The 22,216-nt window shown below is 64.3% G+C and carries 18 protein-coding genes; 6 read left to right on the top strand and 12 right to left on the bottom strand.

Going from position 1 to position 22,216, the window contains the following annotated elements; translation table 11 throughout:
* Positions 1-45: 45 nt before the first annotated feature.
* From RBJ75_RS23180 to RBJ75_RS23160, 5 genes are all read right to left on the bottom strand, one after another.
* The gene (locus RBJ75_RS23180; protein ID WP_044418808.1) at positions 46-1,431 is read right to left on the bottom strand and encodes a ribulose-bisphosphate carboxylase; all 1,386 of its coding nucleotides are present in this window, start codon (positions 1,429-1,431) and stop codon (positions 46-48) included.
* Positions 1,432-1,478: 47 nt separating this feature from the next.
* A complete protein-coding gene (gene fba, locus RBJ75_RS23175) occupies positions 1,479-2,567 on the bottom strand; it encodes a class II fructose-bisphosphate aldolase (RefSeq protein ID WP_317528541.1) in 1,089 nt (362 codons plus the stop codon).
* A 38-nt stretch (positions 2,568-2,605) separates the two neighbouring features.
* A complete protein-coding gene (gene tkt, locus RBJ75_RS23170; protein WP_044415879.1) occupies positions 2,606-4,618 on the bottom strand; it encodes a transketolase in 2,013 nt (670 codons plus the stop codon).
* Between the two features lie 49 nt (positions 4,619-4,667).
* A complete protein-coding gene (locus RBJ75_RS23165) occupies positions 4,668-5,543 on the bottom strand; it encodes a phosphoribulokinase (RefSeq protein ID WP_317528540.1) in 876 nt (291 codons plus the stop codon).
* Positions 5,544-5,614: 71 nt separating this feature from the next.
* Positions 5,615-6,649 carry a class 1 fructose-bisphosphatase gene (locus tag RBJ75_RS23160; protein ID WP_317529045.1) on the bottom strand — a complete coding sequence of 345 codons (1,035 nt, stop codon included), beginning with the start codon at positions 6,647-6,649 and terminating at the stop codon, positions 5,615-5,617.
* 37 nt (positions 6,650-6,686) lie between these two features.
* Between RBJ75_RS23160 and RBJ75_RS23155 the strand changes: the two genes are divergently transcribed.
* Positions 6,687-7,169 (top strand): hypothetical protein, encoded by a 483-nt coding sequence (locus tag RBJ75_RS23155; RefSeq protein WP_152647842.1) that lies wholly within the window; start codon positions 6,687-6,689, stop codon positions 7,167-7,169.
* Here RBJ75_RS23155 and RBJ75_RS23150 read toward each other — a convergent pair.
* Genes RBJ75_RS23150 through RBJ75_RS23120 form a run of 7 tightly spaced genes read right to left on the bottom strand, consistent with a single transcriptional unit; the run spans position 7,124 to position 15,991 of the window.
* Positions 7,124-8,122: an FAD:protein FMN transferase gene (locus RBJ75_RS23150; RefSeq protein ID WP_044416322.1), complete on the bottom strand. Its 999-nt coding sequence runs from the start codon at positions 8,120-8,122 to the stop codon at positions 7,124-7,126. The two genes, RBJ75_RS23155 and RBJ75_RS23150, sit on opposite strands and share 46 nt — an antisense overlap.
* Positions 8,123-8,133: 11 nt before the next feature.
* Positions 8,134-8,673: a nitrous oxide reductase accessory protein NosL gene (locus RBJ75_RS23145; protein ID WP_080901196.1), complete on the bottom strand. Its 540-nt coding sequence runs from the start codon at positions 8,671-8,673 to the stop codon at positions 8,134-8,136.
* Positions 8,670-9,497: an ABC transporter permease subunit gene (locus tag RBJ75_RS23140; protein WP_044416314.1), complete on the bottom strand. Its 828-nt coding sequence runs from the start codon at positions 9,495-9,497 to the stop codon at positions 8,670-8,672. Before RBJ75_RS23140 ends, RBJ75_RS23145 begins: the two co-directional genes overlap by 4 nt.
* Positions 9,494-10,402 carry an ABC transporter ATP-binding protein gene (locus RBJ75_RS23135; protein ID WP_044416316.1) on the bottom strand — a complete coding sequence of 303 codons (909 nt, stop codon included), beginning with the start codon at positions 10,400-10,402 and terminating at the stop codon, positions 9,494-9,496. The genes RBJ75_RS23140 and RBJ75_RS23135 overlap by 4 nt, the downstream gene beginning before the upstream one ends.
* Positions 10,399-11,775 (bottom strand): nitrous oxide reductase family maturation protein NosD, encoded by a 1,377-nt coding sequence (locus RBJ75_RS23130; RefSeq protein ID WP_044416318.1) that lies wholly within the window; start codon positions 11,773-11,775, stop codon positions 10,399-10,401. Before RBJ75_RS23130 ends, RBJ75_RS23135 begins: the two co-directional genes overlap by 4 nt.
* A gap of 14 nt (positions 11,776-11,789) precedes the next feature.
* Positions 11,790-13,718, bottom strand: coding sequence for a TAT-dependent nitrous-oxide reductase (nosZ, locus tag RBJ75_RS23125; RefSeq protein WP_276156268.1), 1,929 nt, complete (start codon positions 13,716-13,718; stop codon positions 11,790-11,792).
* Positions 13,719-13,735: 17 nt separating this feature from the next.
* Entirely contained in the window at positions 13,736-15,991 is a 2,256-nt protein-coding gene (locus RBJ75_RS23120) for a NosR/NirI family protein (protein WP_044417004.1), read from the bottom strand.
* 211 nt (positions 15,992-16,202) lie between these two features.
* Between RBJ75_RS23120 and RBJ75_RS23115 the strand changes: the two genes are divergently transcribed.
* From RBJ75_RS23115 to RBJ75_RS23095, 5 genes are all read left to right on the top strand, one after another.
* On the top strand, positions 16,203-17,096 hold the full coding sequence (locus RBJ75_RS23115; protein WP_044417006.1) for a hypothetical protein: 894 nt from the start codon (positions 16,203-16,205) through the stop codon (positions 17,094-17,096).
* Positions 17,097-17,530: 434 nt separating this feature from the next.
* Positions 17,531-17,620: a K(+)-transporting ATPase subunit F gene (locus RBJ75_RS23110; protein WP_080901225.1), complete on the top strand. Its 90-nt coding sequence runs from the start codon at positions 17,531-17,533 to the stop codon at positions 17,618-17,620.
* A gap of 13 nt (positions 17,621-17,633) precedes the next feature.
* A complete protein-coding gene (gene kdpA / locus RBJ75_RS23105; RefSeq protein WP_044417007.1) occupies positions 17,634-19,337 on the top strand; it encodes a potassium-transporting ATPase subunit KdpA in 1,704 nt (567 codons plus the stop codon).
* Positions 19,338-19,359: 22 nt separating this feature from the next.
* Positions 19,360-21,480 (top strand): potassium-transporting ATPase subunit KdpB, encoded by a 2,121-nt coding sequence (gene kdpB / locus RBJ75_RS23100; protein ID WP_044417009.1) that lies wholly within the window; start codon positions 19,360-19,362, stop codon positions 21,478-21,480.
* 129 nt (positions 21,481-21,609) lie between these two features.
* A complete protein-coding gene (locus RBJ75_RS23095) occupies positions 21,610-22,215 on the top strand; it encodes a K(+)-transporting ATPase subunit C (RefSeq protein ID WP_044417020.1) in 606 nt (201 codons plus the stop codon).
* Position 22,216 lies beyond the last annotated feature (1 nt).

Raw genomic sequence — 22,216 nt, 5'->3', positions numbered from 1 at the left:
TCCGGGCCAGCACTCAGCCCGGAAGAAATTGCATTGCCGCGGCGATCAGGCGGCCGCCAGCCCCAATTGGCTGCGCCAGTTCGGATACAGCGCGTCGGCGTCGTGCGGAAAGCTTTCGAAGGCGCGGGCGAATTCGTGGTGGTCCTTGGCAAAGGCCACCGGATCCGCGCTCTCTTTCCAGCATTGCTCGGCCTGGCGCAGCGATTTGGCGCCGGCCGCGCCGCCGTCGATATGGCCGAAGGCGCCGCCGCCCGCGGTCATGATCAGGTTGGAATGGCCGAGATTCTTGAAGAAGCCCGGCATCCGCAGCGCGTTCATGCCGCCGGAGATGATCGGCGTGGTCGGGTTCATGCCGAGCCATTCCTGATGGTAATACGGCCCGTCGGCGCTATCCTCGGTGATCATATAGGCCATCGCCCGGTCGGCGGCTTCGCCTTCCATCTTGCCATAGCCCATGGTGCCGGTGTGGATGCCCGAGGCGCCCTGCAGCCGCGCCATCTTCGACAGCACGAAGGCGGTGTAGCCGCGCTTGGCCTGCGGCGAGGTCACCGCGCCATGGCCGGCGCGATGGTAATGCAGATATTGCTTCGGGAAGGTGCGCCGCGCGGTGGTGATCGCGGCGGGGCCTGCGACATAGCCGTCGACCAGGAAGGCGACGTGGTCGGCATTGTCGGCGAAAGTCTCGAGGATGTAATGGCCGCGCGCCACCATTTCATGGTGATCGTCGGCGGTGATGTTGAACGAGAACAGTTTTGGCTGGCCGGTCTTGTCCTGGGCCCGCCGCATCGCGTCGTTGACCAGGCGCACGGTTTCCTTCAACGGCGCGAACACCTGATTGCCCTGCGGCTCGTCATTCTTGATGAAGTCGCCGCCGAGCCAGAAATCGTAGCAGGCATTGGCGAAGGGCTGCGGCCGCAGCCCGAGCTTCGGCTTGATGATGGTGCCGACGATGAAGCCGCCGTCGACGACGGGCCGGCCGAGCACGCGCCACAGATCCTTGATCGTGGTCGAGGGGCCGTCGAACAGCTTCAGATAGGCCGGCGGCACGTAGAAATCGTACATCTTGGCGTATTCGACGTCGCCCATGCCCTGATTGTTGCCGATCGTCAGCGTCAGGAACGAGGCGATCATGGCGCGGCCGTCGATGATGTTGCGGTCGAACAATTCGATCGGATAGGCGATCTTCATCAGCTGCTTGGCTTCGTCGATCTCATAGACCAGCGCATCGACGCCGCGGGTGAAATCGTCGGTGGTCGAGACCTCGACATTGGTGCCGGTCGAGGATTCGGCGGCGAAATGCGCCGCGGTCTGCAGATAATTGCCGAAGCCCGGCTTCGGCTTCATGATGTAGGCGCACAGCACGTGGCGGCCACCGGCGATCAGGTCTTTTTCGGTCAGCTTGAGATTGGCGTAGCGGTCGGATTGGTCCATTTTGGTCTCCAACAATGTCTGAGGCCGGCGGTTCGCACCGGCGCGAATTATTCGGCGGCGCGCGCGGCGGAGGCGCTGATCTGCGGATCGAGCGCGCCGGATTTGTAGCGCTTGGCCATTTCGGACAGCGGGATCACCTTGATCTTGGAGGCGTTGCCGGCGGTGCCGAATTGTTCGAAGCGCTGGCGGCAGAGGTCGCGCATGGCGTCCATCGCCGGTTTGAGGAATTTGCGCGGATCGAACTCGGCCTTGTTTTGCGTCGCAACCTTGCGGAACACGCCAGTCATGGCGAGGCGGCAATCGGTGTCGATATTGACCTTGCGCACGCCGTGCTTGATGCCGCGCACGATCTCCTCGACCGGCACGCCGAAGGTCTGCGGCATGCCGCCGCCGAATTCATTGAAGATGTCCTGCAATTCCTGCGGCACCGAAGACGAGCCGTGCATGACAAGATGCGTGTTGGGCAGCCGGCGGTGGATCTCCTCGACGACCTTCATCGCCAGGATATCGCCGTCGGGCTTGCGCGAGAATTTATAGGCGCCGTGCGAGGTGCCCATCGCAATCGCCAGCGCGTCGACCTTGGTGGCGCGAACGAAGTCGACGGCTTGGTCGGGATCGGTCAAGAGCTGATCCTGGCTGACGGTGCCTTCCAGCCCGTGGCCGTCTTCCTGCTCGCCGCCGCCATGTTCCAGCGAGCCCAGCACGCCGAGCTCGCCTTCGACCGAGGCGCCGACCCAATGCGCCATGTCGGTGACGCGGCTGGTGATGTCGACATTGTAGTCGTAATCCGCCGCGGTCTTGGCGTCGGCCTTCAGCGAGCCGTCCATCATCACCGAGGTGAAGCCGTGCTGGATCGCGGTGGCGCAGGTGGCTTCGTCATTGCCGTGGTCCTGATGCATGCATAGCGGGATCTGCGGATAGATCTCGCTCAACGCCTCGATCATCTTGGCCAGCATGATGTCGTTGGCGTAGGCGCGCGCGCCGCGCGAGGCCTGGATGATCACCGGGGCGTCGACCGCGGCTGCCGCCTCCATGATGGCGAGGCCCTGCTCCATATTGTTGATGTTGAATGCCGGCACGCCGTAGCCGTGCTCGGCGGCGTGATCCAGCAATTGCCTCAAAGTGATGCGGGCCATGATGCCTCCTGTTGAATGTGGGTTGCGAACATTGTGGTTCAGTGCGATGCGCGCGCGATCGCGCCCCGGGCTGCCTCCATCACCGCCTCCGCCGTGATGCCGAATTTCTGATACAACACGCTGGCCGGCGCCGAGGCGCCGAAGCCGGTCATGCCGACGAAGGCGCCGCCATCGCCGATCCAGCGGTACCAGTCCGAGGCGATCGCGGCCTCGACGCCGATCCGCGGCGCCTGGCCGAGCACGGCGGCGCGATAGGCCTCCGGCTGCTCGGCGAATAGTTCGAAGCACGGCGCCGACACCACCGCGGCCTTGATGCCGGCGGCGCCGAGCTTGGTCGAGGCGTCGAGCGCGATCGCCACTTCCGAGCCGGTGGCGATCAGCGTGACGTCGCGCGCACCCGGATCGACCACGACGTAAGCGCCGCGCGCCACCGGATTGTCGTTGGTGTTGTCGCGCGGCAGCGCCGGCAGCGCCTGGCGCGACAGCGCCAGCACCGAGGGGCGGTGTTCGGATTTGACCGCGCAATCCCAGGCCTGCGCGGTCTCGATCGCATCCGCCGGGCGGAACACCAGCAGGTTGGGGATCGCCCGCAGCGAGGCGACGTGTTCGACCGGCTGATGGGTCGGGCCGTCTTCGCCCAGGCCAATGGAATCATGCGTCATCACATGGATCACCCGGATTCCCATCAGCGCCGCCAGGCGAATGGCCGGGCGGTTGTAATCGGCGAACGCAAGGAACGTGCCGCCGAACGGGATGAAGCCGCCATGCAGCGCGAGGCCGTTCATCGCCGCCGCCATGCCGAATTCGCGGATGCCATAATGGATGTAGCTGCCGCTGTAATCGCTCGGTGTGACCGATTTGGTGCCCTTGGCGTGGGTCAGGTTGGAATGGGTCAGATCCGCCGAGCCGCCAAGAATATTAGGCGAGGCCGGCACGATGGCGTCGATGGTCAGCTGCGAGGCCTGGCGGGTGGCGATCGAGGGCTTGTCGGTGGCGAATTTGTCGAGCAGCGCCCGCAGCGCCGTCTCGTAATTCGCCGAGAGCTTGCCGGCCAGCGCGTCGGTGAAGGCGGCGCGGGTGGCGGCATCGAGCTGCCCGAGCCGCCCGGTCCAGGCGGCATGCGCGCCCTGGCCGCGGGCGCCGATTGCGCGCCAGCCTTTGAGGACCGGGTCCGGCACTTCGAATGGCGCATGGGGCCAGCCCAGCGCGGCGCGGGTCTTTTCGATCTCCTCGGCGCCGAGCGGCGCGCCATGGGCCTTTTCGGTGCCCTCGACCTTGGGCGAGCCGAAGCCGATCTTGGTGCGGCAGGCGATCAGCGACGGCCGATCGCTCGATTTGGCCTGTTCGATCGCGGCCGCGATCGCTTCGGGATCATGGCCATCGATGCGCGTCGCATTCCAGCCCGAGGCGGCAAAGCGCGCCACCTGATCGTCCGAACAAGACAGCGAGGTGGCGCCGTCGATCGAGATCTGATTGTCGTCGAACAGCACGATCAGCTTGCCGAGCTTGAGATGCCCGGCCAGCGAGATCGCCTCGTGGCTGATGCCCTCCATCAGGCAGCCGTCGCCGGCGATGACGTAAGTATGGTGATCGACCACGGCGTCGCCATAGCGCGCATTCAGCAGCCGCTCCGCCAGCGCCATGCCGACCGCCGTGGCCAGCCCCTGGCCGAGCGGCCCGGTGGTGGTCTCGACGCCCTTGGTGTGGCCATATTCCGGATGGCCCGGGGTCTTCGAGCCCCATTGCCGGAACGCCTTGATCTCGTCGATGGTGACGTCGTCATTGCCGGTCAGATGCAGCAGCGCATAGAGCAGCATCGAGCCATGGCCGGCCGACAGCACGAAGCGGTCGCGGTCCGGCCACGCCGAATCGGCGGCGTCGAACTTCAGGAATCGGCTGAACAGCACGGTGGCGACATCGGCCATGCCCATCGGCATGCCCGGATGGCCCGACTTGGCCTTCTCCACCGCGTCGATCGCCAGAAAGCGGATCGCATTCGCCATGTCGCGATGCGACACCTGTTCGTGAATGTCACGCGTCGAAATATTCAAACCAACCTCCCAAGATTCTCGTTATGGCGCGTCAGCCCTGTTTGCGCGCTCATTTGGCGCCCCGCTTGCGTTCGATCAGCTGCATGATCAGCGGCGTCAGGATCAGCTGCATCGCCAGATCCATTTTCGAGCCGTGGATCACGATCGAATTGGCGCGCGACATGAAGCTGCCCTGGATCATCGACAGCAGATAAGCGAAGTCGATGCCGCGCGGGCTCTTGAACCGGATCACCACCATCGATTCATCCGCGGTCGGAATCCAGCGCGCGATGAAGGGGTTCGAGGTGTCGACCGTCGGCACCCGCTGGAAATTGATGTCGGTCTCGCCGAATTGCGGCACGATGTAGTGCACATAATCCGGCATCCGGCGCAGGATGGTGTCGGTGACGGCCTCGGTGGAATAGCCGCGGTCGCTGCGGTCGCGGTGCAGCTTCTGGATCCATTCCAGATTGATCACCGGGACCACGCCGATCTTCAGATCGGCATGCTGGGCGACATTGACGGTGTCGGTCATCACCGCGCCGTGCAGGCCCTCGTAGAACAGCAGATCGGAATCCGGCGGCAGCGACGCCCAGTCGGTGAAATTGCCCGGCGCCACGCCGTGCAGCTTGGCCTCGGTGTCGTCATGGACATAGTGCCTGGTCTTGCCGGTGCCGGTCGCCGCATAGTCGCGAAAGGTGGTCTCGAGCTCCTCGAACAGATTGGTCTCGGGGCTGAAATGGCTGAAATGGCGATTGCCGAGTTCGGACTCCGCCGCCATCTTGTTGCGCATGTCGACGCGGTTGTAGCGATGGAACGCGTCGCCCTCGATATAGGCGGCGTTGACGTTTTCGCGGCGGAAGATCTGCTCGAAAGTGCGCTTGACCGAGGTGGTGCCGGCGCCGGACGAACCGGTGATCGAAATGATCGGATGCTTGCGGGACATGTGTGACTTTCAGACTCCGGATACTTAAGCCTCGGGTTGTTCGGACTCGATTAGTTCGGATTCGGACGACGTCAGACCCGGAACAGGCCGCGGCGTGCGAACAGCGGCGCGGTGCGCGAGGCGGCATCGGGATCATTGTGCAGCAGCTCGATGCGCTCGACCTTGTCGAGCGAGCCCATGATCAAGGGCGAGCGCTGATGGATCGATGACGCGGCGAGATCGAGCACGCGCTCGCGCCCGGTCGAGGCGCCGCCGCCGGCCTGCTCCATCACAAAGGCCATCGGGTGGGTCTCGTACAACAGCCGCAGCCGGCCCTCGCCATAGCCCGGGCGCGAATCCGCCGGATACAGGAACACGCCGCCGCGGGTCAGGATGCGATAGGCCTCCGCCACCAGCGAACCGATCCAGCGCATGTTGAAATCCTTGCTGCGCGGGCCGTCGGCGCCGGCCAGGCATTCGTCGACGAAGTCGCGCACCGGCTGCTCCCAGTGCCGATGGTTGGAGGCGTTGATGGCGTATTCGGCGGTGTCGTGCGAGACCTGGACCTTCTCGCGGATCAGCCGATAGGTCCTGGCGGCGCGGTCCAGCGTGAAGATGTCGACGCCACAGCCGAGCGTCAGCACCAGCGAGGTCTGCGGCCCGTAGACCACAAAGCCCGCCGCCAGCTGACAGCTGCCGGGCGCCGAGAACGGCGCCACACCGGGCGCATTGGGGATGATCGAGAAGATCGTCCCCACCGTCATATTGGTGTCGATATTGGACGAGCCGTCGAGCGGATCATAGGCGATCGAGATCAGCGCCTTCGGATCGCCCTCCACCAGCTCCTCGGATTCCTCCGACGCCAGCACCGCGAACGGCACATCCTTCAGCGCCGCGATCACCATCTGGTCGGCGCGGACGTCGAGATCCTTCTGCACGTCGCCATCGGCATTGGCCGAGCCCTGCGCCTGGCCGGTGATCCCGCCCAGCGCGCCCTGCCCGATCAGCTCCGAAATCTCGATCGACGCCGCCGCGATCGCCCGAACCGCCGCCGCAACCGCAATACGAAGCGGGTCTGAACCCGCATATAGATCGATACGACGCGAAAGCGTCTGCCCCTGTTCCATCGTCATGTCCCCGGATCGATTGCCAGTCGCGACATCAATGCGTCCGCGTGCGCGCCGCAGCTATCGGCTGGATCAGCAAAATAAGAAAATGCTAATTTCAACGTTACCACCAAAGTATTTCTTATATCACGAGTATTGCGGGCTGTTTTGGCCTCTTCACCAAGCAAATGCGAACTATTTGCATGGCGCTCCGATGGTGGACACTGGAATCGGTCGCCAGAATTTCGCGGCACAAACCAAATTGATTGGCCATCATCGTATCCATGGCGAGAACGACTGGCGACGGCCTGCATTCTGCTTGGCCACGCGCAATCATTCGCGCGGCCAGCCGATGCGGCGGCCGCCCTATTGCTGCTGTTATATCGGCAGAAACGCGGTTCAGCTTGAGCCGGGTCAAATTCGATTGCCCCGACGGCATGGTCCGTCGGTCGGCTCCGCGGCAAGCGCACGCGGGCGGCGTGACCGCGCCGCGTCTCAGGCGCCGCAGATCTTCAATCTGCCGGCCGAATCCATCGCATGAACCCGCACCCCCGCTCGCAAGCGGACGACCTCCGCGATGCGATCCATCGGCATCGCACTGAACGCCGTCGACAGCGCGTCGGCCTCGGTGGCGGTCGGCGCGACCACGCTGACGGTGCGATAGAGCGAGGGGCTGCGGCCGGTGGCCGGGTCGAACAGATGGGTGAAGCGGCCCTGCGAATCGAAGCTGAATCCGGAACCGGCCGAGGTGGCGACGGCGCGGTCGACCAGGTCGATGGTCTCGGTGATCGCGCCCGACCGCTCCGGATCGTCGAGGCCGACCCGCCACGGCGTGCCATCCGGACGCGCGCCGATGGCGCGGATTTCGCCCATATTGACCAGGCTGGTCGACAGCCCGGCCCGGCGCAGCATCTCGACCACCCGGTCGGTGGCGTAGCCTTGGGCAATGCCGTTGAGGGTGATGCCGGCGCCGGGCTTGAGCAACGCAACGCGGTCGGCATCGACCAGCAGCCCGCGATAGCCGACCTTCGCCAGCGCCTCGGCTCGTTCGCTCTGAGACGGTCCGTCGGCGCTCGCCCGCTCCGACGCGAAGAAATCCGCATCAAGCGCCCAGAGCGGCTGCACGGTCGGGTCGAAGGCGCCGTCGGTCAGCGCCGCGAATTCCAGGCTGGCCTTGAGCAAGGTCACCATATCGGGATCGGGCGCCGCAAGGACGCCGCTGCGGTTCAGCGTGCAGATCGCCGAATCGGGCTGGTACAGGCTGAACAATTGCTCCAGCCGGCGCACCTGCACCAGCGCATCATGCACCAGCCGCTGCGCCAGACGGCGATCGGGATGAAAGATCTCGATCGAGCCCTGCGCGCCGAGCACCGACCCGCTCCAGCGCACCGGGCCATCGACGCCCGCGATGGCGCCGCGCGGCAGCAACGCTGACGCCGACAGCGCCGCGGTGATCGCGATCATCCGCCGCCGGGTGAGAATTGGCTGGGTCATCGTGGTCTCCGTCATTTGGCCGGGCGCGAAGCATCAGTCGCGCCTTGATCGACGTCGCTGCCGAGCACATAGGATGGCGGAATCTCGGCAAAGCCCACGATGCGCCCGCCATTGCCCGCCACGAAAGCCTCGGCGGCGGCGCGCACGCCGAACGGAATCGCTTCCGCCGCGCCCATGCCGCCCTGCTTGCGGCTTCCGATCACGAACAACGCCTTGTGGGCGTCGATCCAGTTGGTCTCGCCCGGCTCATTCCAACTCGGCGCCTTGGCCATGTCGGAGACATAGATCGCCTTGATGTCGCGCGGCTGGTCCGGCATCAGCGAAAACGCCACCGCGTCGCGCGCCGAGGTGAACCAATAGGGATCGATCCGGCCACCGGTGATGATCTGTCCCTTTGGGCCGGGATGCTCCATCACATTCATGCCGCAGAACACGCCCATCGCATCGCTGTTGAGCGCCACCGGCGGCGGCACCACGGCTGGGCCGCCATCCTTGCCGCAACCCGCCAGCAAAACCGCGATCGCGATAGCGGCGCATAGTTTGCGGATCATAATTCCCTCCGCGTGAAGAACAGCATTGCCAGCCCGAGCGGCGCGACGATCCAGGCCAGCAAACCGAGCAGCAGGACCGACGGCGCCAGGCTGGCGGTCGCCGCCAAGCCCGACATCCCGGAAAACTGGCTGACCTTGAGGCCGCTCAGATTGGCCAGGCGGTAGAGATCGGTCGGATTGAGAAACAGCAGCGCGTTGAGCACATGGGCGGTGATGAAGCGGCCCTGATCGACCACCAACCCGCCGAGCAACGCCATGTCGAACACCAGCACCATCAGCAGCCAGACCCCGACCGCGAGCCCGGCCGCGGTGCCGCGATCGCGCACCATGCTGCTGATCAGATAGCCGAGCGCCACGAACACCGCGCCCAGCATCACCGAGGTGCCGAGCATCGCCGCGAAGGCGACCCAGCTCGCCGCCAGCACCGAGGCCCCGGTCATGGCCAGCGCGACCGCCGCAGCGCCGTAGCCGATCACGGTGGCGAAGCCGAGGATCAGCACATGACCGGCGAATTTTCCGAGGATCACCTGGCTGCGGCCGACCGGATAGCTGAGCAGCAGAATCATGGTGCCGCGCTCCATCTCGCCGACCACGGCGTCGTGCGAGATCAATAGCGCGATCAGCGGCAGCAGGAAGATCGTCAGGCTCGACAGGCTGACGATCACGACGTCGAGCGCGCCGACGCCGACATTGCCGGTCGGCGCGCTGCCGAGAAATGTCAGCGACAGTGCCAAAGCGGCCAGCAGCAGCGTGGTCGCCAGCACCCAGCGATTGCGCAGGCCTTCCTGGATCTCCTTGGCGGCGATGATGGCGATCGTTCTCATGACGCGCGCGCCCCCGCGCGAAGAAAATGCGCATAGAGATCATCCAGCGTCGGCGCCGCGACCTCGATATTGCCGACCCGCGGATCATTCGCCGCCGCGCGCAAAAGCTGCATCTTGGCGCGGTCGTCGGCCGCCAGCACGGTCTGGCGCCGTTCGCCGGGGCGAAAGCCATCAGTGAGCCAGGCTGGTGGCGCCGCATTCTCGCCGTCGAGATCCACGGTCACGCGGATCGGCAGCTGCGAGATCGTGCGCAACTCGGCCATGGTTCCCTGCGCCACCAGATGTCCTTGATTCATGATCAGCACGTGTTCGGCGCGGCCCTCGAGTTCGTCCAGCGCATGCGACGAAATCAGCACGGTGGCGCCGGCATCGCGCAGCTCGCCGAGAATTTCATAGAAGGTCTGGCGCAGCGCCGGATCGAGCCCGGTGGTCGGCTCGTCGAGCAGCAGCACGCGCGGTTGTCCGAGCAGCGCCTGCGCCAGGCCGAGACGTTGCCGCATGCCCTTGGAATAGGTGCCGACCCTGCGGTCGGCGGCATTGCTCAACCCGACGCGCTCGAACAGACTGTCACCCGCGGCCGGGCTGATCTGCTTCAGCCGCGCGTAGAACGACAGCGTCTCGCGCCCGGTCAGCGCCGAATTGAACGCCACGCTTTCCGGCAGATAGCCGAGCCAGCGCCGCGCCGAGAATTCGCCGGCCGCCGGATCCTGTCCGAGGGAGCGGACTTCACCATGGGTCGGCCGGATCAATCCCAGCATCAGCTTGATCAGCGTGGTCTTGCCGGCGCCATTGTGCCCGACCAGCGCGCTGAGTCGGCCGGGCGCCAATTCGAACGAGACGTCGCGCAGCGCGCGCACCGCGCGGAAGTTCTTTTCGACGTGCATGACCGAGATCGCCGCGCTCATGGCTGGCTCTCCGAGGCCTGCGGTCGCGGCGGCGGCGCGATCAGCGGATGGGTGTCGATGACGCCGCCGGGATACAGCGCGGGAAACTGACTCTGCGCCCAGCGCAGCACCTGCACGGCGGGGCTGTTGATCAGCACCTTGGCGGACGGCGCGGTCCACAACACCCGGTCGACGATGTCGTTGGGCCGATAGGCGGTGTCGGCGATGCCGTCGCCATTGAGGTCGAAGGCCGGATTGTCGCTCCAGTAATTGCCGCGACCGCCCTTCGACCAGTCGAGATTGCGGGTGCCGACATATTTCACCTGATTGCGATTCCCGATAAATGCGTTGCCGACGATGTCGTTGTCTTCGGAGCCTGCGGTGAAGTGCACGCCAATGCCGCAGCCCTCGAACCAGTTGTCGCGGAACACATTGTGGTTGGCGTTATAGATGAACACGCATTTCTCGGGGCCGCTGCGCGCGCCGCGCGTCGGTTCGGCCTTCGGCAGCATGCCCTTGTCGTCGTCCGCTCCGTCGTCTCCGCCGTTCTTGTCGCTGTCTTTCTTGACGCTGTCGAGCAGGCCGCCGCTGACCCTGTTGCCCTCGATCGCGGCGTAATTGGCATAATTGAACAGCAGGCCGTAATCGCGGTCGCGGTCGGAGACATTGCCGCGGATCACCAGCCGGTTGGAGAACATGATGGCAAAGCCGCCATGATTGCCGATCGAGACATTGCCGCTGACCTCGCTGTCGTCGGTGTACATGTAATGCACCGCGAAGCGGACCTGCTCGAGCCGATTGTCGATGAAACGATCGCGCTTGCTGTTGATGGTGTAGATGCCATCGCGGCCGTAGCGAATGTGGTTGCCTTCGACCACGACATCGGGCGCGTTCCACACCGAGACGCCGTTGCCGGCCTCGTTCAGCCGAATGTTGCGCAGGCCGTCGATGATATTGTGCTGAACCAGCGATCCACCCGCGCCGTGGACATAGACGCCGAACAAATTATCCTCCAGGCGATTGTCCGCGACTACGGCCCGCTTGGCCGATTGCGCGAGAAACACGCCGGAATCGATCTGGGAGATATCGCCGCCCGATCCCTTGATGATCAGGCCGCGAATCGTCACGTCGGGGGCGATGACCCTGACGACGGTGCCGGTGCCGGGTCCGACCAGCGTCGCACCCGGCTTGCCGCGCAATTCGATGGGACGCTCGATCCGGACCGTCCCTCGGTAGGTGCCAGGCGCAAGCTCGACCACGTCACCATCCCGCGCCTGATCCAGCACGGCCTGTAGCGGCCGGTCCGGACCCGTTCGCAGCGTTTCCGCGGCCGCAAGGCCCGAAACGCCGGTGGCGACGAGCGCCACCGGGATGATGTGCAGCAAGCGATGCATCTGTCAGGCCCGCCTCAAGCCGATTTCGGCTCGACGAACATCCGGCCCTTCATTTCCATGTGCATCGCGTGGCAGAACCACGAACAATAGTACCAATACACACCGGCCTTGTCGGCCGAAAAGGTGACCGACGCCGTCGCCTGGGGCGCGACCTCCATCTGGATGCCATAATTGATGATCGCGAAGCCATGGGTGAGGTCTTCGATGTCATCAATGTTGGTGACGTGGACGGTCACCTCATCGCCCTGCTTGACCTGAAAACTGCTCAGGCCGAAGACCGGCGCCTGCGAGGTCATGTAGACCCGCACCTTGTTGCCGTCCCGGATCACCTTGGAGTCTTCTTCGAGCTTGATGCCGTCCGCCTTGGCCTGCTTGACCGCGTCGGCGAACATCGGATCGGCCCGATCCCAGATCGAGATCGGGTTGATCTTGGAGCGATGCACGATGGTTGCGTCATGCGGTTCGGCGAAGCTCGGACCGTCATGCATCAGCACCATCTTGTCGCCGGAGATGTCGATCAGCTGATCATTCTCCGGCTTCAGCGGACCGACGTTCAGGAACCGGTCCTTGGAGAACTTGTTCAGCGAGATCAGCCACTTTCCGTCGGCCTCCTTGGTTTCGCCCATCGAGGAGTGGTTATGGCCGGGCTGGTAGTGCACGTCGATCTTGTCGATGATCGGGCTGACCTTGTCGCCCTTGAAGGCCCGCTTCGCCAGATCGATGTTCCATTTGCAGATCTGGCTGTCGAGGAACAGCGTGGTGTAGGCGTTGCCGCGGCCGTCAAAGGCGGTGTGCAATGGCCCCAGTCCAACCTCGGGCTCGGCCACCACGACGTCGCGCGGCTTGATCTTGTCGTCGAACAATTGTTCAAACAGCCGGACATCCATCACGGTGACGGTGGGCGACAATTTGCCCGCGACGCAGATGTGGATGCCGTCGGGAGCGGTGTTGATGCCGTGCGGGTTGTTGGAGACCGGAACGTAGCGGGTGTAGGGCGAACCGTGGCGGCCGTCGATCACCGGGACGCCGCCGATCTCCTTGAAGTCGCCCTTCTTGACCGCCTCTTCGATCCGCTTGATGTCGAAGATCGTCACCCAATCCTGCTCGTTGGCGGTCATCTCCGCCGAGGTGACGCCGCCTTCGGAATTGTAGCAGGTCGCGAAGGCATATTTGCCCTGGTAGTCGCCATCGACATTGTCGAGATTGCCGTCGACCATGACCTGCCAGGCCACCTTCATGGTGTCGCCGTCGACCGCGGTGAAGATCGCGTGATACTGGGCCTTGTCGTCGAGGATCTTGCCGTCATTCGGGATCGGCACGCGATCTTCGCCGTTGCAGAACACGTAGCCGGTGCGCGGATATTTCTGCACCCGCAGACCGTGCACGGAATGCTGATTCGGCAGCTGGATGATCTTGTCGCACTTCATGACGTCGAGGCGGACGCGGGCGACACGGGTATTGGCCTTGTCGTTCATGAAGGCGTAGCGGCCGTCATAGGTGCCCTCGGTGAATGACAGATGCGGATGGTGAAGGTCGCCGTTCACATAGGTGCCGCCGCGGTTCTTGAGGAATTCCTTGGATTCCGGCAGCAGGCCCTCGGTCAGAACCTTCAGGCTTTCATTGGTGAGGCCCCAGCCGGTGGCGCTGTCGCGGTTGAACACCGGCACGCGCATCAATTCGCGCATCGACGGCAATCCGACGATCCGCATCTCGCCGGTCTGACCGCTGGAGAAGAACGTATAATATTCGTCGAGCTCGCCGGGCAGAACCTCGGCCTTCTGGGTGCCGGCGCGCGCTGCTTTCGGCACGGCCGTGCTCTGGGCTTGCGCGGTGGTGTTGGTGGCGAGGCTGATGCCGCCGGCGAGACCGACGCCGGCCGCGGCCGCGCTGGTTCCCAATATGGTACGACGACTGACGCCTGGTTTGGTTTCTTTGTTGGTCAATTTGGCCTCCTCGGCTTTCAGGGTAGGGGTGGGGTTGGAACGGTGCGGACGCCGGACAGCCCGGGAATGGGCCGGCCCGCGGCGGTGATCAGGGTGTCGGGACCTTTGGCTGAGCGCATCGACGGCGACGACAGCGCGTCGCGCTTCTCGCGCTTCAGCCGGACCTGGATCATGTGCGGGCAACGGTGGTCGTCGAAATACAGCTCCTGGCAATGCATGCAGTAGATGCATTCATTGACGTTGATCTGGCCCTCGGGGTGAATCGCCTGCACCGGGCATTCATTGGCGCAACGCGCGCAGGGCGAACCGCATTCCTTCCAGCGCCGCAGCCACTCGAACGTCCGGATGCGACCGGGAATCGCCAGCGCCGCGCCGAGCGGGCACAAATAGCGGCAGAAGAAACGCTCCACGAACAGCCCCGCGGCGAGCAAGGTCAGCGCGTAGACAACGTAAGGCCACTCGCGCGCGAATTTCAGAATGATCGCGGTCTTGAACGGTTCGATCTCGGCGAAATGTTCGGCCAGCGCGGTTGAATACAGCGACAACCCGAACAGGCCGAGGAAGATGATGTATTTGATCGGCCACAGCCGCTCGTGCAGGCCCCAGGGCAACCTGTATTGCGGCACTTTGAGCGCCTTGGCGATATCGCTCAGCAATTCCTGCAGCGCGCCGAACGGACACAGCCAGCCGCAGAACGGCCCGCGCCCCCAGAACAACAGCCCGGCGGCGGTCGCGGTCCAGAGAATAAAGATGTGTGGCGCGGACAGGAAATACTCCCAGCTGAAGCCGCTCAGCAGCGAGTTGGCGAAGGTCATCACATTGACCACCGACAATTGCGCGGTGGCGTACCAGCCGAGCCAGACCAGGATGAACAGCAGATAGACGCGACGAACCCAGCCGAACAGCACCGGCCGGCGCACCAGCACGTTCTGAAAGAAGAAGATCAGGGTCAGCACGCCGAGTGCCGCCACCGTGACGCTGATGCGAACCATGTCGCCGCGCCAGATCCGCATCCATAACGGGTCTTCGTCGGCGCCGGGCGATTCGCCGACGCGCGGCGTCTTGGCGGCAGCGGCAGGCGCGGGCGCAGCACGTGCCGCGGTCGCAGCACACGCCGCGGTCGCCGCGGGCGCCAGTTGCTCGATCTTCAGCAAGGCATCGGGCAGCGCATAGCCGAGATCGAAGGTCAGCGCTGCCTTGTCGCGTACGTCGATGACGCGCTGGACCACCAGCTGCAGCGACCACGGCGCCGTTGGATCGAAGCTGAATTCGGTCGGCACTCTGAATAGTGCGATTTCCGGAAACTCCGGCGCGCCGGCGGCGGCAAAACTGCCAAGTCGGGTATGGTCGTGATCGCGGAATCGGATGCCGTTGCCGTCCTGGATCAGTTCGATGCGGTCGAAGATGCCGCCGCGCACATAGCCGGAGCCCTTGAACGAATATTTGCCGGAGCCCGCCACGACCAGCGCCTGCTGACCGGGTTTCAGCCTTGCCTTCAGCCGCTGATAACCGGCGTCGCCGAGCAGGCTGCGGCCGATCGTCGGCACCGCGACATCAGCGGCATAGAGATCGATGAACGTCGCATCGGGATCGCCCTCTTCCGGATGCGCCGCAGCACCGACATTGCCGGACTTCTCGAACGCCTGGTTGACGTCGCCGGCGGTGAGATGCAGCCGCCGCACCGCGCCATCGGCGAGCAGGCCCAGCCAGTCGCGGACTTCGCTTTTGTCCATGTCGACGGTCTTGGTCGCCGCGGGCAGAGCGGCGGCGCTGTCGCCGACGCTCCCGCCGCCAATCCGACCGCTGCGAATCAGCTTGATCGCCGAGCGGACGATACTGTCGCCGATCACCAGAACGGTCACGGTGGCGCCGCTGACGATATCGACCCGCGGTGGCTTCGCCTGACGACGCGCCACCGGGCTGATGTCGACCCCGATCAGCTTGTTGAGCACGTCCATGATGCGCTGTTCGGGAATCCCGAGCAGGATGATCGGCTCTTTATGCTCGACCAGCTTGAATCCAGTCAGCACGCCCTTGGGATCGATGCCGACCAGCATTTCGATCGGCTTGCCGGAATAGCCCGTGGTGTTGGTGAAGTCCGAGCTGAGATAGATATAGCCGAGCAGCCGGTCGTCCTTGTAGGCGGGCGCGATGGCCGGATCGCCTTGCAGCGGACCGAGCCGATCGGCGCCGGAGACGAGCTCGCCTGGCGCGGCCTTGCCGATATATTCGTTGAGCCGACCGGCCGCCGCGGACGGGTCAATACTGACCATCCAACAGCAAGCGACGACAACGAATGCGAAGACGATGTGAATTTTGGAGTCTTTTCGCAACGGCACGGTCCAATCTGCGCAGAACGCCGCTGTTCTGATGTGCGTGACTTGCCGCTTCCAATAGCACTCGAAACTGATGCGACTTTGCGCTAGAGCAAGCTCGTCGCGCTTTCCGCCGGGCCTAATGTCCATTCAATGGAAAGAGTCTGCAATGCGTAGTGAACCCGTGTTGACGATAGATCCGCCTGGACCGGTGAACGATCTCGCGGAACTTTACGCCATCGCATTCGAACAAGCCGATACAGCGGCACGACAATATGAAGAACTCGATGAACGGCTCGCCGCGCCCGATGAAGATTCCGTTAAGCCGGTGCAGCGAATCTGGCAGTCCCTGACACGACGGGAGCGCCAACGCGGTGAATTAGTTGCGTCGCGCTGTATTGCAACTTTCGGCACCCGACCTGATCCGACACAGCTGCGATCGCTTCCGACGGACCGCATATTCGCGCAAGAGCTGTCCAATTTTGCGAACTCGTCGCTCTCGACGCCATATCTTGCCTGGGGGATTGCGGTTCGCCGTGGCGATCGCGCTTTCATCTTCTGGACTTACGTCGCGGCCAATACCGAGGACCCGCGCATTCGCGCCGCCGCCGAGGAATTCGCGCGCGAGGCGCTGCACGATTGCAACTTGTTGCGACGCGAACGTCGTCTGGCATGGCACGCCGCCCGCGATCAGACAGCATCTGAAATCGACGCCGAGGGCGGCGAGGCCCTATCGGCGGCGATGCTCGAAAGTCTGCTGTCCAAAGACATCGAACAATGGTCGCGGCGAATTCCGGCAGACGCGCGAGAGGTCTTGTCGAAACTCGGATCGTCCCCGCTCCCCGCCTCCGATCCCGCAGAAGCGCAGCCCCCGACCGAGACTCTCGAAGAGATCAAACATCGGGCCTTGCGACGTGCGGAACAATTGACCTCCCTCTATCTCGAAGAGGCCGAGAGGGCCACCAACCACGACAGCTTGGAATTCGCGCAGCGGCTGGCGGGACAATCCATCACCCGGCTGGCGGAGCTGCGCCGCCTTGCTGCATCTGCGGCCGCGACCTGATTTCCGCATTTTGCGGCGCGCGCTTTAATTCGCGATGCGGCTTTAGCCGGCACGTCATGTCCGGCGAGTGCCGGGTAGCCCCCTCAGACGCATGCTGTGTTGCGTGTGGCTTTGACCCCAAAAATTCTCGCGCGATCAAAATAACGGTCAGCCAATGAGGTTGGCGCCCTTCCCCGCTCAGCTCTCCGAGCCTGCGGAAGCCGGCGTCTTTATGAGATTCCTATAACATCGCCCGCTCTCCCATCTCGAAAGCCTACGCGCCGGGTGGCACCTGTTGAGCCAGCAAGCTGCGGGACGACCCATCGTCCGCCAGCGATCACTGAGCCCAAGGAGCCCCCCATGCTCGACCTTCTCATGCTTGCCATCGGCCTTTGCATGTTCGCGCTGGCGGTCGGCTACGCCTATGGCTGCGAATGGCTGTGAGGACCACCACCATGACCTTCGACTACACACTTGCCGGCCTCGTCGCGGTCGGGCTGCTGATCTATTTGACCTACGCCCTGCTGCGGCCCGAGCGTTTTTGAAAGGCGTATCGTCATGACCTTGATTGGCTGGATTCAAATCATCCTGTTCTGCGCGATCGTCGTCGCGCTGGTCAAACCGCTCGGCTGGTATATGACCCGCGTCTTCAACGGCGAAGCCACGCTGCTGTCGCCGCTGTTGCGGCCGGTCGAGAAGGGCCTGTATTGGGCCGGCGGCATCGACGACAAGAGCGAGCAGCATTGGCTCACCTATACGGTGGCGATGCTGCTGTTCCACGTATTCGGCTTTCTGTTGCTGTACGCGGTGCTGCGGCTGCAGGCGGGGCTACCGTTCAATCCTGCGCATCAGCCGGCGATGGCGCCGGATTTGGCGTTCAACACCGCGATCAGTTTCCTCACCAACACCAACTGGCAGAACTATGGCGGCGAGAGCACGCTGTCCTATCTGGCGCAGATGCTCGGGCTGACGGTGCAGAATTTCCTGTCCGCCGCGACCGGCATCGTATTGGCGATCGCGCTGATCCGCGGTTTCGCCCGGGCCTCGGCGCGCAGCGTCGGCAATTTCTGGGTCGATCTGGTCCGTTGCACGCTCTACATCCTGCTCCCGATATGCATCGTCTATGCGCTGTTCCTGGTCTCGCAGGGCATCCCGCAGACGCTCGGCGCCTATGTCGACGCCACCACGCTGGAAGGCGCCCGACAGACCATCGCGGTCGGCCCGGTAGCGTCGCAGGTCGCGATCAAGATGCTCGGCACCAATGGCGGCGGCTTTTTCAACGCCAATGCCGCGCATCCATTCGAAAACCCGACGGCGCTGACGAACTTCGTGCAAATGATCTCGATCTTCGCGCTCGGCGCCGGCCTCACCAATGTCTTCGGCCGCATGGTCGGCAACCAACGCCAGGGTTGGGCGATCCTCGCGGTGATGGGCGTGCTGTTCGTTGTCGGCGTCGGCGTCACCTATTGGGCGGAGGCCAGCGGCACCACCGGGCTCAACGCGCTGGGGCTCACCGGCGGCAACATGGAGGGCAAGGAAGTCCGCTTCGGCATCGTGGCCTCCGCGCTGTTCGCCGTGATCACTACTGCGGCGTCCTGCGGCGCGGTCAACGCCATGCATGACAGCTTCACCGCGCTCGGCGGCATGATCCCGCTGATCAACATGCAGCTCGGCGAGATCATCGTCGGCGGCGTCGGCGCCGGCCTTTACGGCATGCTGCTGTTCGTGGTGCTGACGATCTTCGTCGCCGGGCTGATGGTCGGCCGCACGCCGGAATATGTCGGCAAGAAGATCGAAGCCCGCGAGGTCAAGATGGCGATGCTGGCGATCCTGGTGCTGCCGCTGATGTATCTGGGCTGGACCGCGGTCGCGGTGGTGCTGCCGTCCGGGGTGGCGGCGATGGCCAATGCCGGGCCGCATGGCTTTACCGAGGTGCTCTATGCCTTCACCTCGGCGACCGGCAATAACGGCTCGGCATTCGCCGGCCTCAGCGGAAACACCTTCTTCTACAATCTCACGCTCGCCAGTTCGATGATGGTCGGCCGCTTCTTCATGATCATCCCGGCGATGGCCTTGGCCGGCTCGCTGGCGGCCAAGCGCACGATCCCGCCATCGGCCGGAACCCTGCCGACGACCGGTCCCCTGTTCATCGGCCTGGTGATCGGCGTCATTCTGATCATCGGTGGCCTCACCTTCCTGCCCGCGCTCGCGCTCGGGCCGATCGTCGAGCATCTGTCGATGACCGCGAACAAGCTGTTCTGATCGATCTTACGGAGTGAAATCCATGCAAACTGTCAAAACCAGAAGCCGGAGCGGCGGATCGGCGATGCTCGATCCGGCGATCGTCGTCCCGGCGATTCGGTCGGCCTTCGTCAAGCTCGATCCGCGACTGATGGTCAAGAACCCGGTGATGTTCGTGGTCGAAGTCGTGGCCGCGCTGACCACCGTGATCTTCATCAAGACGATCATCAGTGGCGGCGGCGATCTCGGCTTTGCGTTCCAGATCATCCTGTGGCTGTGGTTTACCGTGCTGTTCGCCAATTTCGCCGAAGCCGTCGCGGAAGGCCGCGGCAAGGCCCAGGCCGACACGCTGCGTCAGACCCTGACCAATACAAGGGCCAAGCGGCTGCTGATCGAGGGCAATCACGAACTCTATGAGGGCGTGCCCGCCGAGCACCTCGATCGCGGTGATATCGTGCTGGTCGAGGCCGGCGATATCATTCCGAGCGACGGCGAGGTGATTGAAGGCGTCGCCTCGGTCAACGAGGCGGCCATCACCGGGGAATCCGCGCCGGTGATCCGCGAATCCGGCGGCGACCGCTCCGCCGTCACCGGCGGAACCATGGTGATCTCGGACCGCATTGTGGTGCGGATCACGGCGGCGAAGGGCGCCTCGTTCCTCGATCGCATGATCGGTTTGGTCGAGGGCGCGCAGCGGCAGAAGACGCCGAACGAGATCGCCCTCAATATCCTGTTGATCGGCCTCACCATCATCTTCGTGTTCGCCACCGTGACGATCCCGAGCTACGCCGCCTATGCGGGCGGCCAGATCTCCGTTGTGATTCTGGTGGCGCTGTTCGTCACGCTGATCCCGACCACGATCGGCGCGCTGCTGTCGGCAATCGGTATCGCCGGCATGGACCGGCTGGTGCGCTTCAACGTGCTGGCGATGTCGGGCCGCGCCGTAGAAGCCGCCGGCGACGTAGATACGCTGCTGCTCGACAAGACCGGGACGATTACGTTGGGCAACCGGCAGGCGACCGCGTTCCGGCCGGTGCGCAATGTCAGCGAGGAAGAGCTGGCGGATGCGGCGCAACTGGCGTCGCTGTCCGACGAAACCCCGGAGGGGCGCTCGATCGTGGTGCTGGCGAAGGAAAAATATGGCCTGCGCGGCCGCGACATGGCCGAACTGTCGGCTGCCTTCATCCCCTTCACGGCGCAGACCCGGATGAGCGGCGTCGATGCCGGCCACTCCTCGGTCCGCAAGGGTGCGGTGGACGCGGTGCTGAACTATGTCGCGGGCGGCGATCAGACCACCCTGGCGTCGGGCAATGCGGCGCGCGCGTTGCACTCAGGCGTGGTTTCCGAAGCGGCGCGCGAAATCCAGAGCATCGCCGACGACATCGCCAAGGCCGGCGGAACGCCTTTGGCGGTGGCGAAGGACGGCCGCCTGCTCGGCGTCATCCATCTCAAGGACATCGTCAAGGGAGGCATTCGCGAGCGCTTCGCCGAGCTGCGCCGGATGGGTATCCGCACCGTGATGATCACCGGCGACAATCCGATGACCGCCGCTGCGATCGCCGCCGAGGCCGGCGTCGACGATTTCCTGGCGCAGGCGACGCCCGAGGACAAGCTGCGGCTGATCCGCGACGAACAGGCCAAGGGCAAGCTGGTGGCGATGTGCGGCGACGGCACCAATGACGCGCCGGCGCTGGCCCAGGCCGATGTCGGCGTCGCCATGAACACCGGCACGCAAGCGGCGCGCGAGGCCGGCAACATGGTCGACCTCGATTCCAACCCGACTAAGCTGATCGAGGTGGTGGAGATCGGCAAGCAATTGTTGATGACCCGCGGCGCGCTGACCACATTCTCGATCGCCAACGACGTGGCGAAATATTTCGCCATCATCCCGGCGATGTTCCTGGCGTTCTATCCGCAGCTCGGCGTGCTCAATGTGATGCATCTGGCCAGTCCGCAAAGCGCGATCCTGTCGGCGATCATCTTCAACGCGCTGATCATCATCGCGCTGATTCCGCTGGCGCTGAAGGGCGTCGCCTATCGGGCGGTCGGCGCCGGCGCGCTGCTGCGCCGCAATCTCTTGATCTACGGCCTCGGCGGCATCGTGATCCCCTTCGCCGGCATCAAGGCGATCGACCTTGCGGTCACTGCCTTGCATTTGGTCTGAGGAGAGTCGTCATTGCGAGCGCAGCGAAGCAATCCAGAAAGCGACAAAAAGAGACTGGATTGCTTCGTCGCTTCGCTCCTCGCAATGACGAGACAAGACGCGACGACATTGGAATTTGAGGAGTTTATCATGTTGAGAGAAATCCGTCCCGCCATCGTCATCCTGGTCGCGCTCGCGCTGATCACCGGCCTCGCTTATCCGCTCGGCATCACCGGCCTCGCCGGCGTGCTGTTTCCGCAGCAGGCGCAGGGCAGCCTGATCGAACGCGACGGCAGCATCGTCGGCTCGACGCTGATCGGCCAGGACTTCAAGGACGCCAAATATTTTCACGGCCGTCCGTCGGCGACCTCCGCCGCCGACCCCGCCGATTCCAGCAAGACCGTGCCGGCGCCCTATAACGCGGCTGCATCCGGCGGCTCCAATCTCGGGCCGACCAGCCAGGCGCTGATCGACCGGGTCAAAGGCGACGTTGAAAAGCTGAAGGCGGAAAATCCGGCGCTCGCCGTTCCGGTCGACCTTGTCACCACCAGCGGCAGCGGGCTCGACCCCGACATCTCGCCGGAGGCCGCGCTGTTTCAGGTGCCGCGGGTCGCATCGGCGCGACGCCTTCCCGAGAATCGGGTGCAGCAACTCGTCATGGCGGAAATTCACGGCCGCTTCGCCGGCCTGCTCGGCGAGCCGCGGGTCAATGTGCTGGCGCTCAATCTGGCGCTCGATCGCCTTGCCGCGAACTAGT

It is taken from the genome of Rhodopseudomonas sp. BAL398 (genome assembly GCF_033001325.1).
Lineage (GTDB): Bacteria > Pseudomonadota > Alphaproteobacteria > Rhizobiales > Xanthobacteraceae > JARJEH01.
Note: the sequence above shows the minus strand (reverse complement) of the source record. Positions and strands in the feature narration are given on the sequence as shown.

Excerpts from the sequence above, each read along its gene's own strand:
- RBJ75_RS23180 (WP_044418808.1), bottom strand. The coding sequence starts at position 1,431 with ATGGACCAATCCGACCGCTACGCCAATCTCAAGCTGACCGAAAAAGAC.
- fba (WP_317528541.1), bottom strand. The coding sequence starts at position 2,567 with ATGGCCCGCATCACTTTGAGGCAATTGCTGGATCACGCCGCCGAGCAC.
- RBJ75_RS23165 (WP_317528540.1), bottom strand. The coding sequence starts at position 5,543 with ATGTCCCGCAAGCATCCGATCATTTCGATCACCGGTTCGTCCGGCGCC.
- RBJ75_RS23160 (WP_317529045.1), bottom strand. The coding sequence starts at position 6,649 with ATGGAACAGGGGCAGACGCTTTCGCGTCGTATCGATCTATATGCGGGT.
- RBJ75_RS23155 (WP_152647842.1), top strand. The coding sequence starts at position 6,687 with ATGCGTCCGCGTGCGCGCCGCAGCTATCGGCTGGATCAGCAAAATAAG.
- RBJ75_RS23150 (WP_044416322.1), bottom strand. The coding sequence starts at position 8,122 with ATGACCCAGCCAATTCTCACCCGGCGGCGGATGATCGCGATCACCGCG.
- RBJ75_RS23145 (WP_080901196.1), bottom strand. The coding sequence starts at position 8,673 with ATGATCCGCAAACTATGCGCCGCTATCGCGATCGCGGTTTTGCTGGCG.
- RBJ75_RS23140 (WP_044416314.1), bottom strand. The coding sequence starts at position 9,497 with ATGAGAACGATCGCCATCATCGCCGCCAAGGAGATCCAGGAAGGCCTG.
- RBJ75_RS23135 (WP_044416316.1), bottom strand. The coding sequence starts at position 10,402 with ATGAGCGCGGCGATCTCGGTCATGCACGTCGAAAAGAACTTCCGCGCG.
- RBJ75_RS23130 (WP_044416318.1), bottom strand. The coding sequence starts at position 11,775 with ATGCATCGCTTGCTGCACATCATCCCGGTGGCGCTCGTCGCCACCGGC.
- RBJ75_RS23120 (WP_044417004.1), bottom strand. The coding sequence starts at position 15,991 with ATGGTCAGTATTGACCCGTCCGCGGCGGCCGGTCGGCTCAACGAATAT.
- RBJ75_RS23115 (WP_044417006.1), top strand. The coding sequence starts at position 16,203 with ATGCGTAGTGAACCCGTGTTGACGATAGATCCGCCTGGACCGGTGAAC.
- RBJ75_RS23110 (WP_080901225.1), top strand. The coding sequence starts at position 17,531 with ATGACCTTCGACTACACACTTGCCGGCCTCGTCGCGGTCGGGCTGCTG.
- kdpA (WP_044417007.1), top strand. The coding sequence starts at position 17,634 with ATGACCTTGATTGGCTGGATTCAAATCATCCTGTTCTGCGCGATCGTC.
- kdpB (WP_044417009.1), top strand. The coding sequence starts at position 19,360 with ATGCAAACTGTCAAAACCAGAAGCCGGAGCGGCGGATCGGCGATGCTC.
- RBJ75_RS23095 (WP_044417020.1), top strand. The coding sequence starts at position 21,610 with ATGTTGAGAGAAATCCGTCCCGCCATCGTCATCCTGGTCGCGCTCGCG.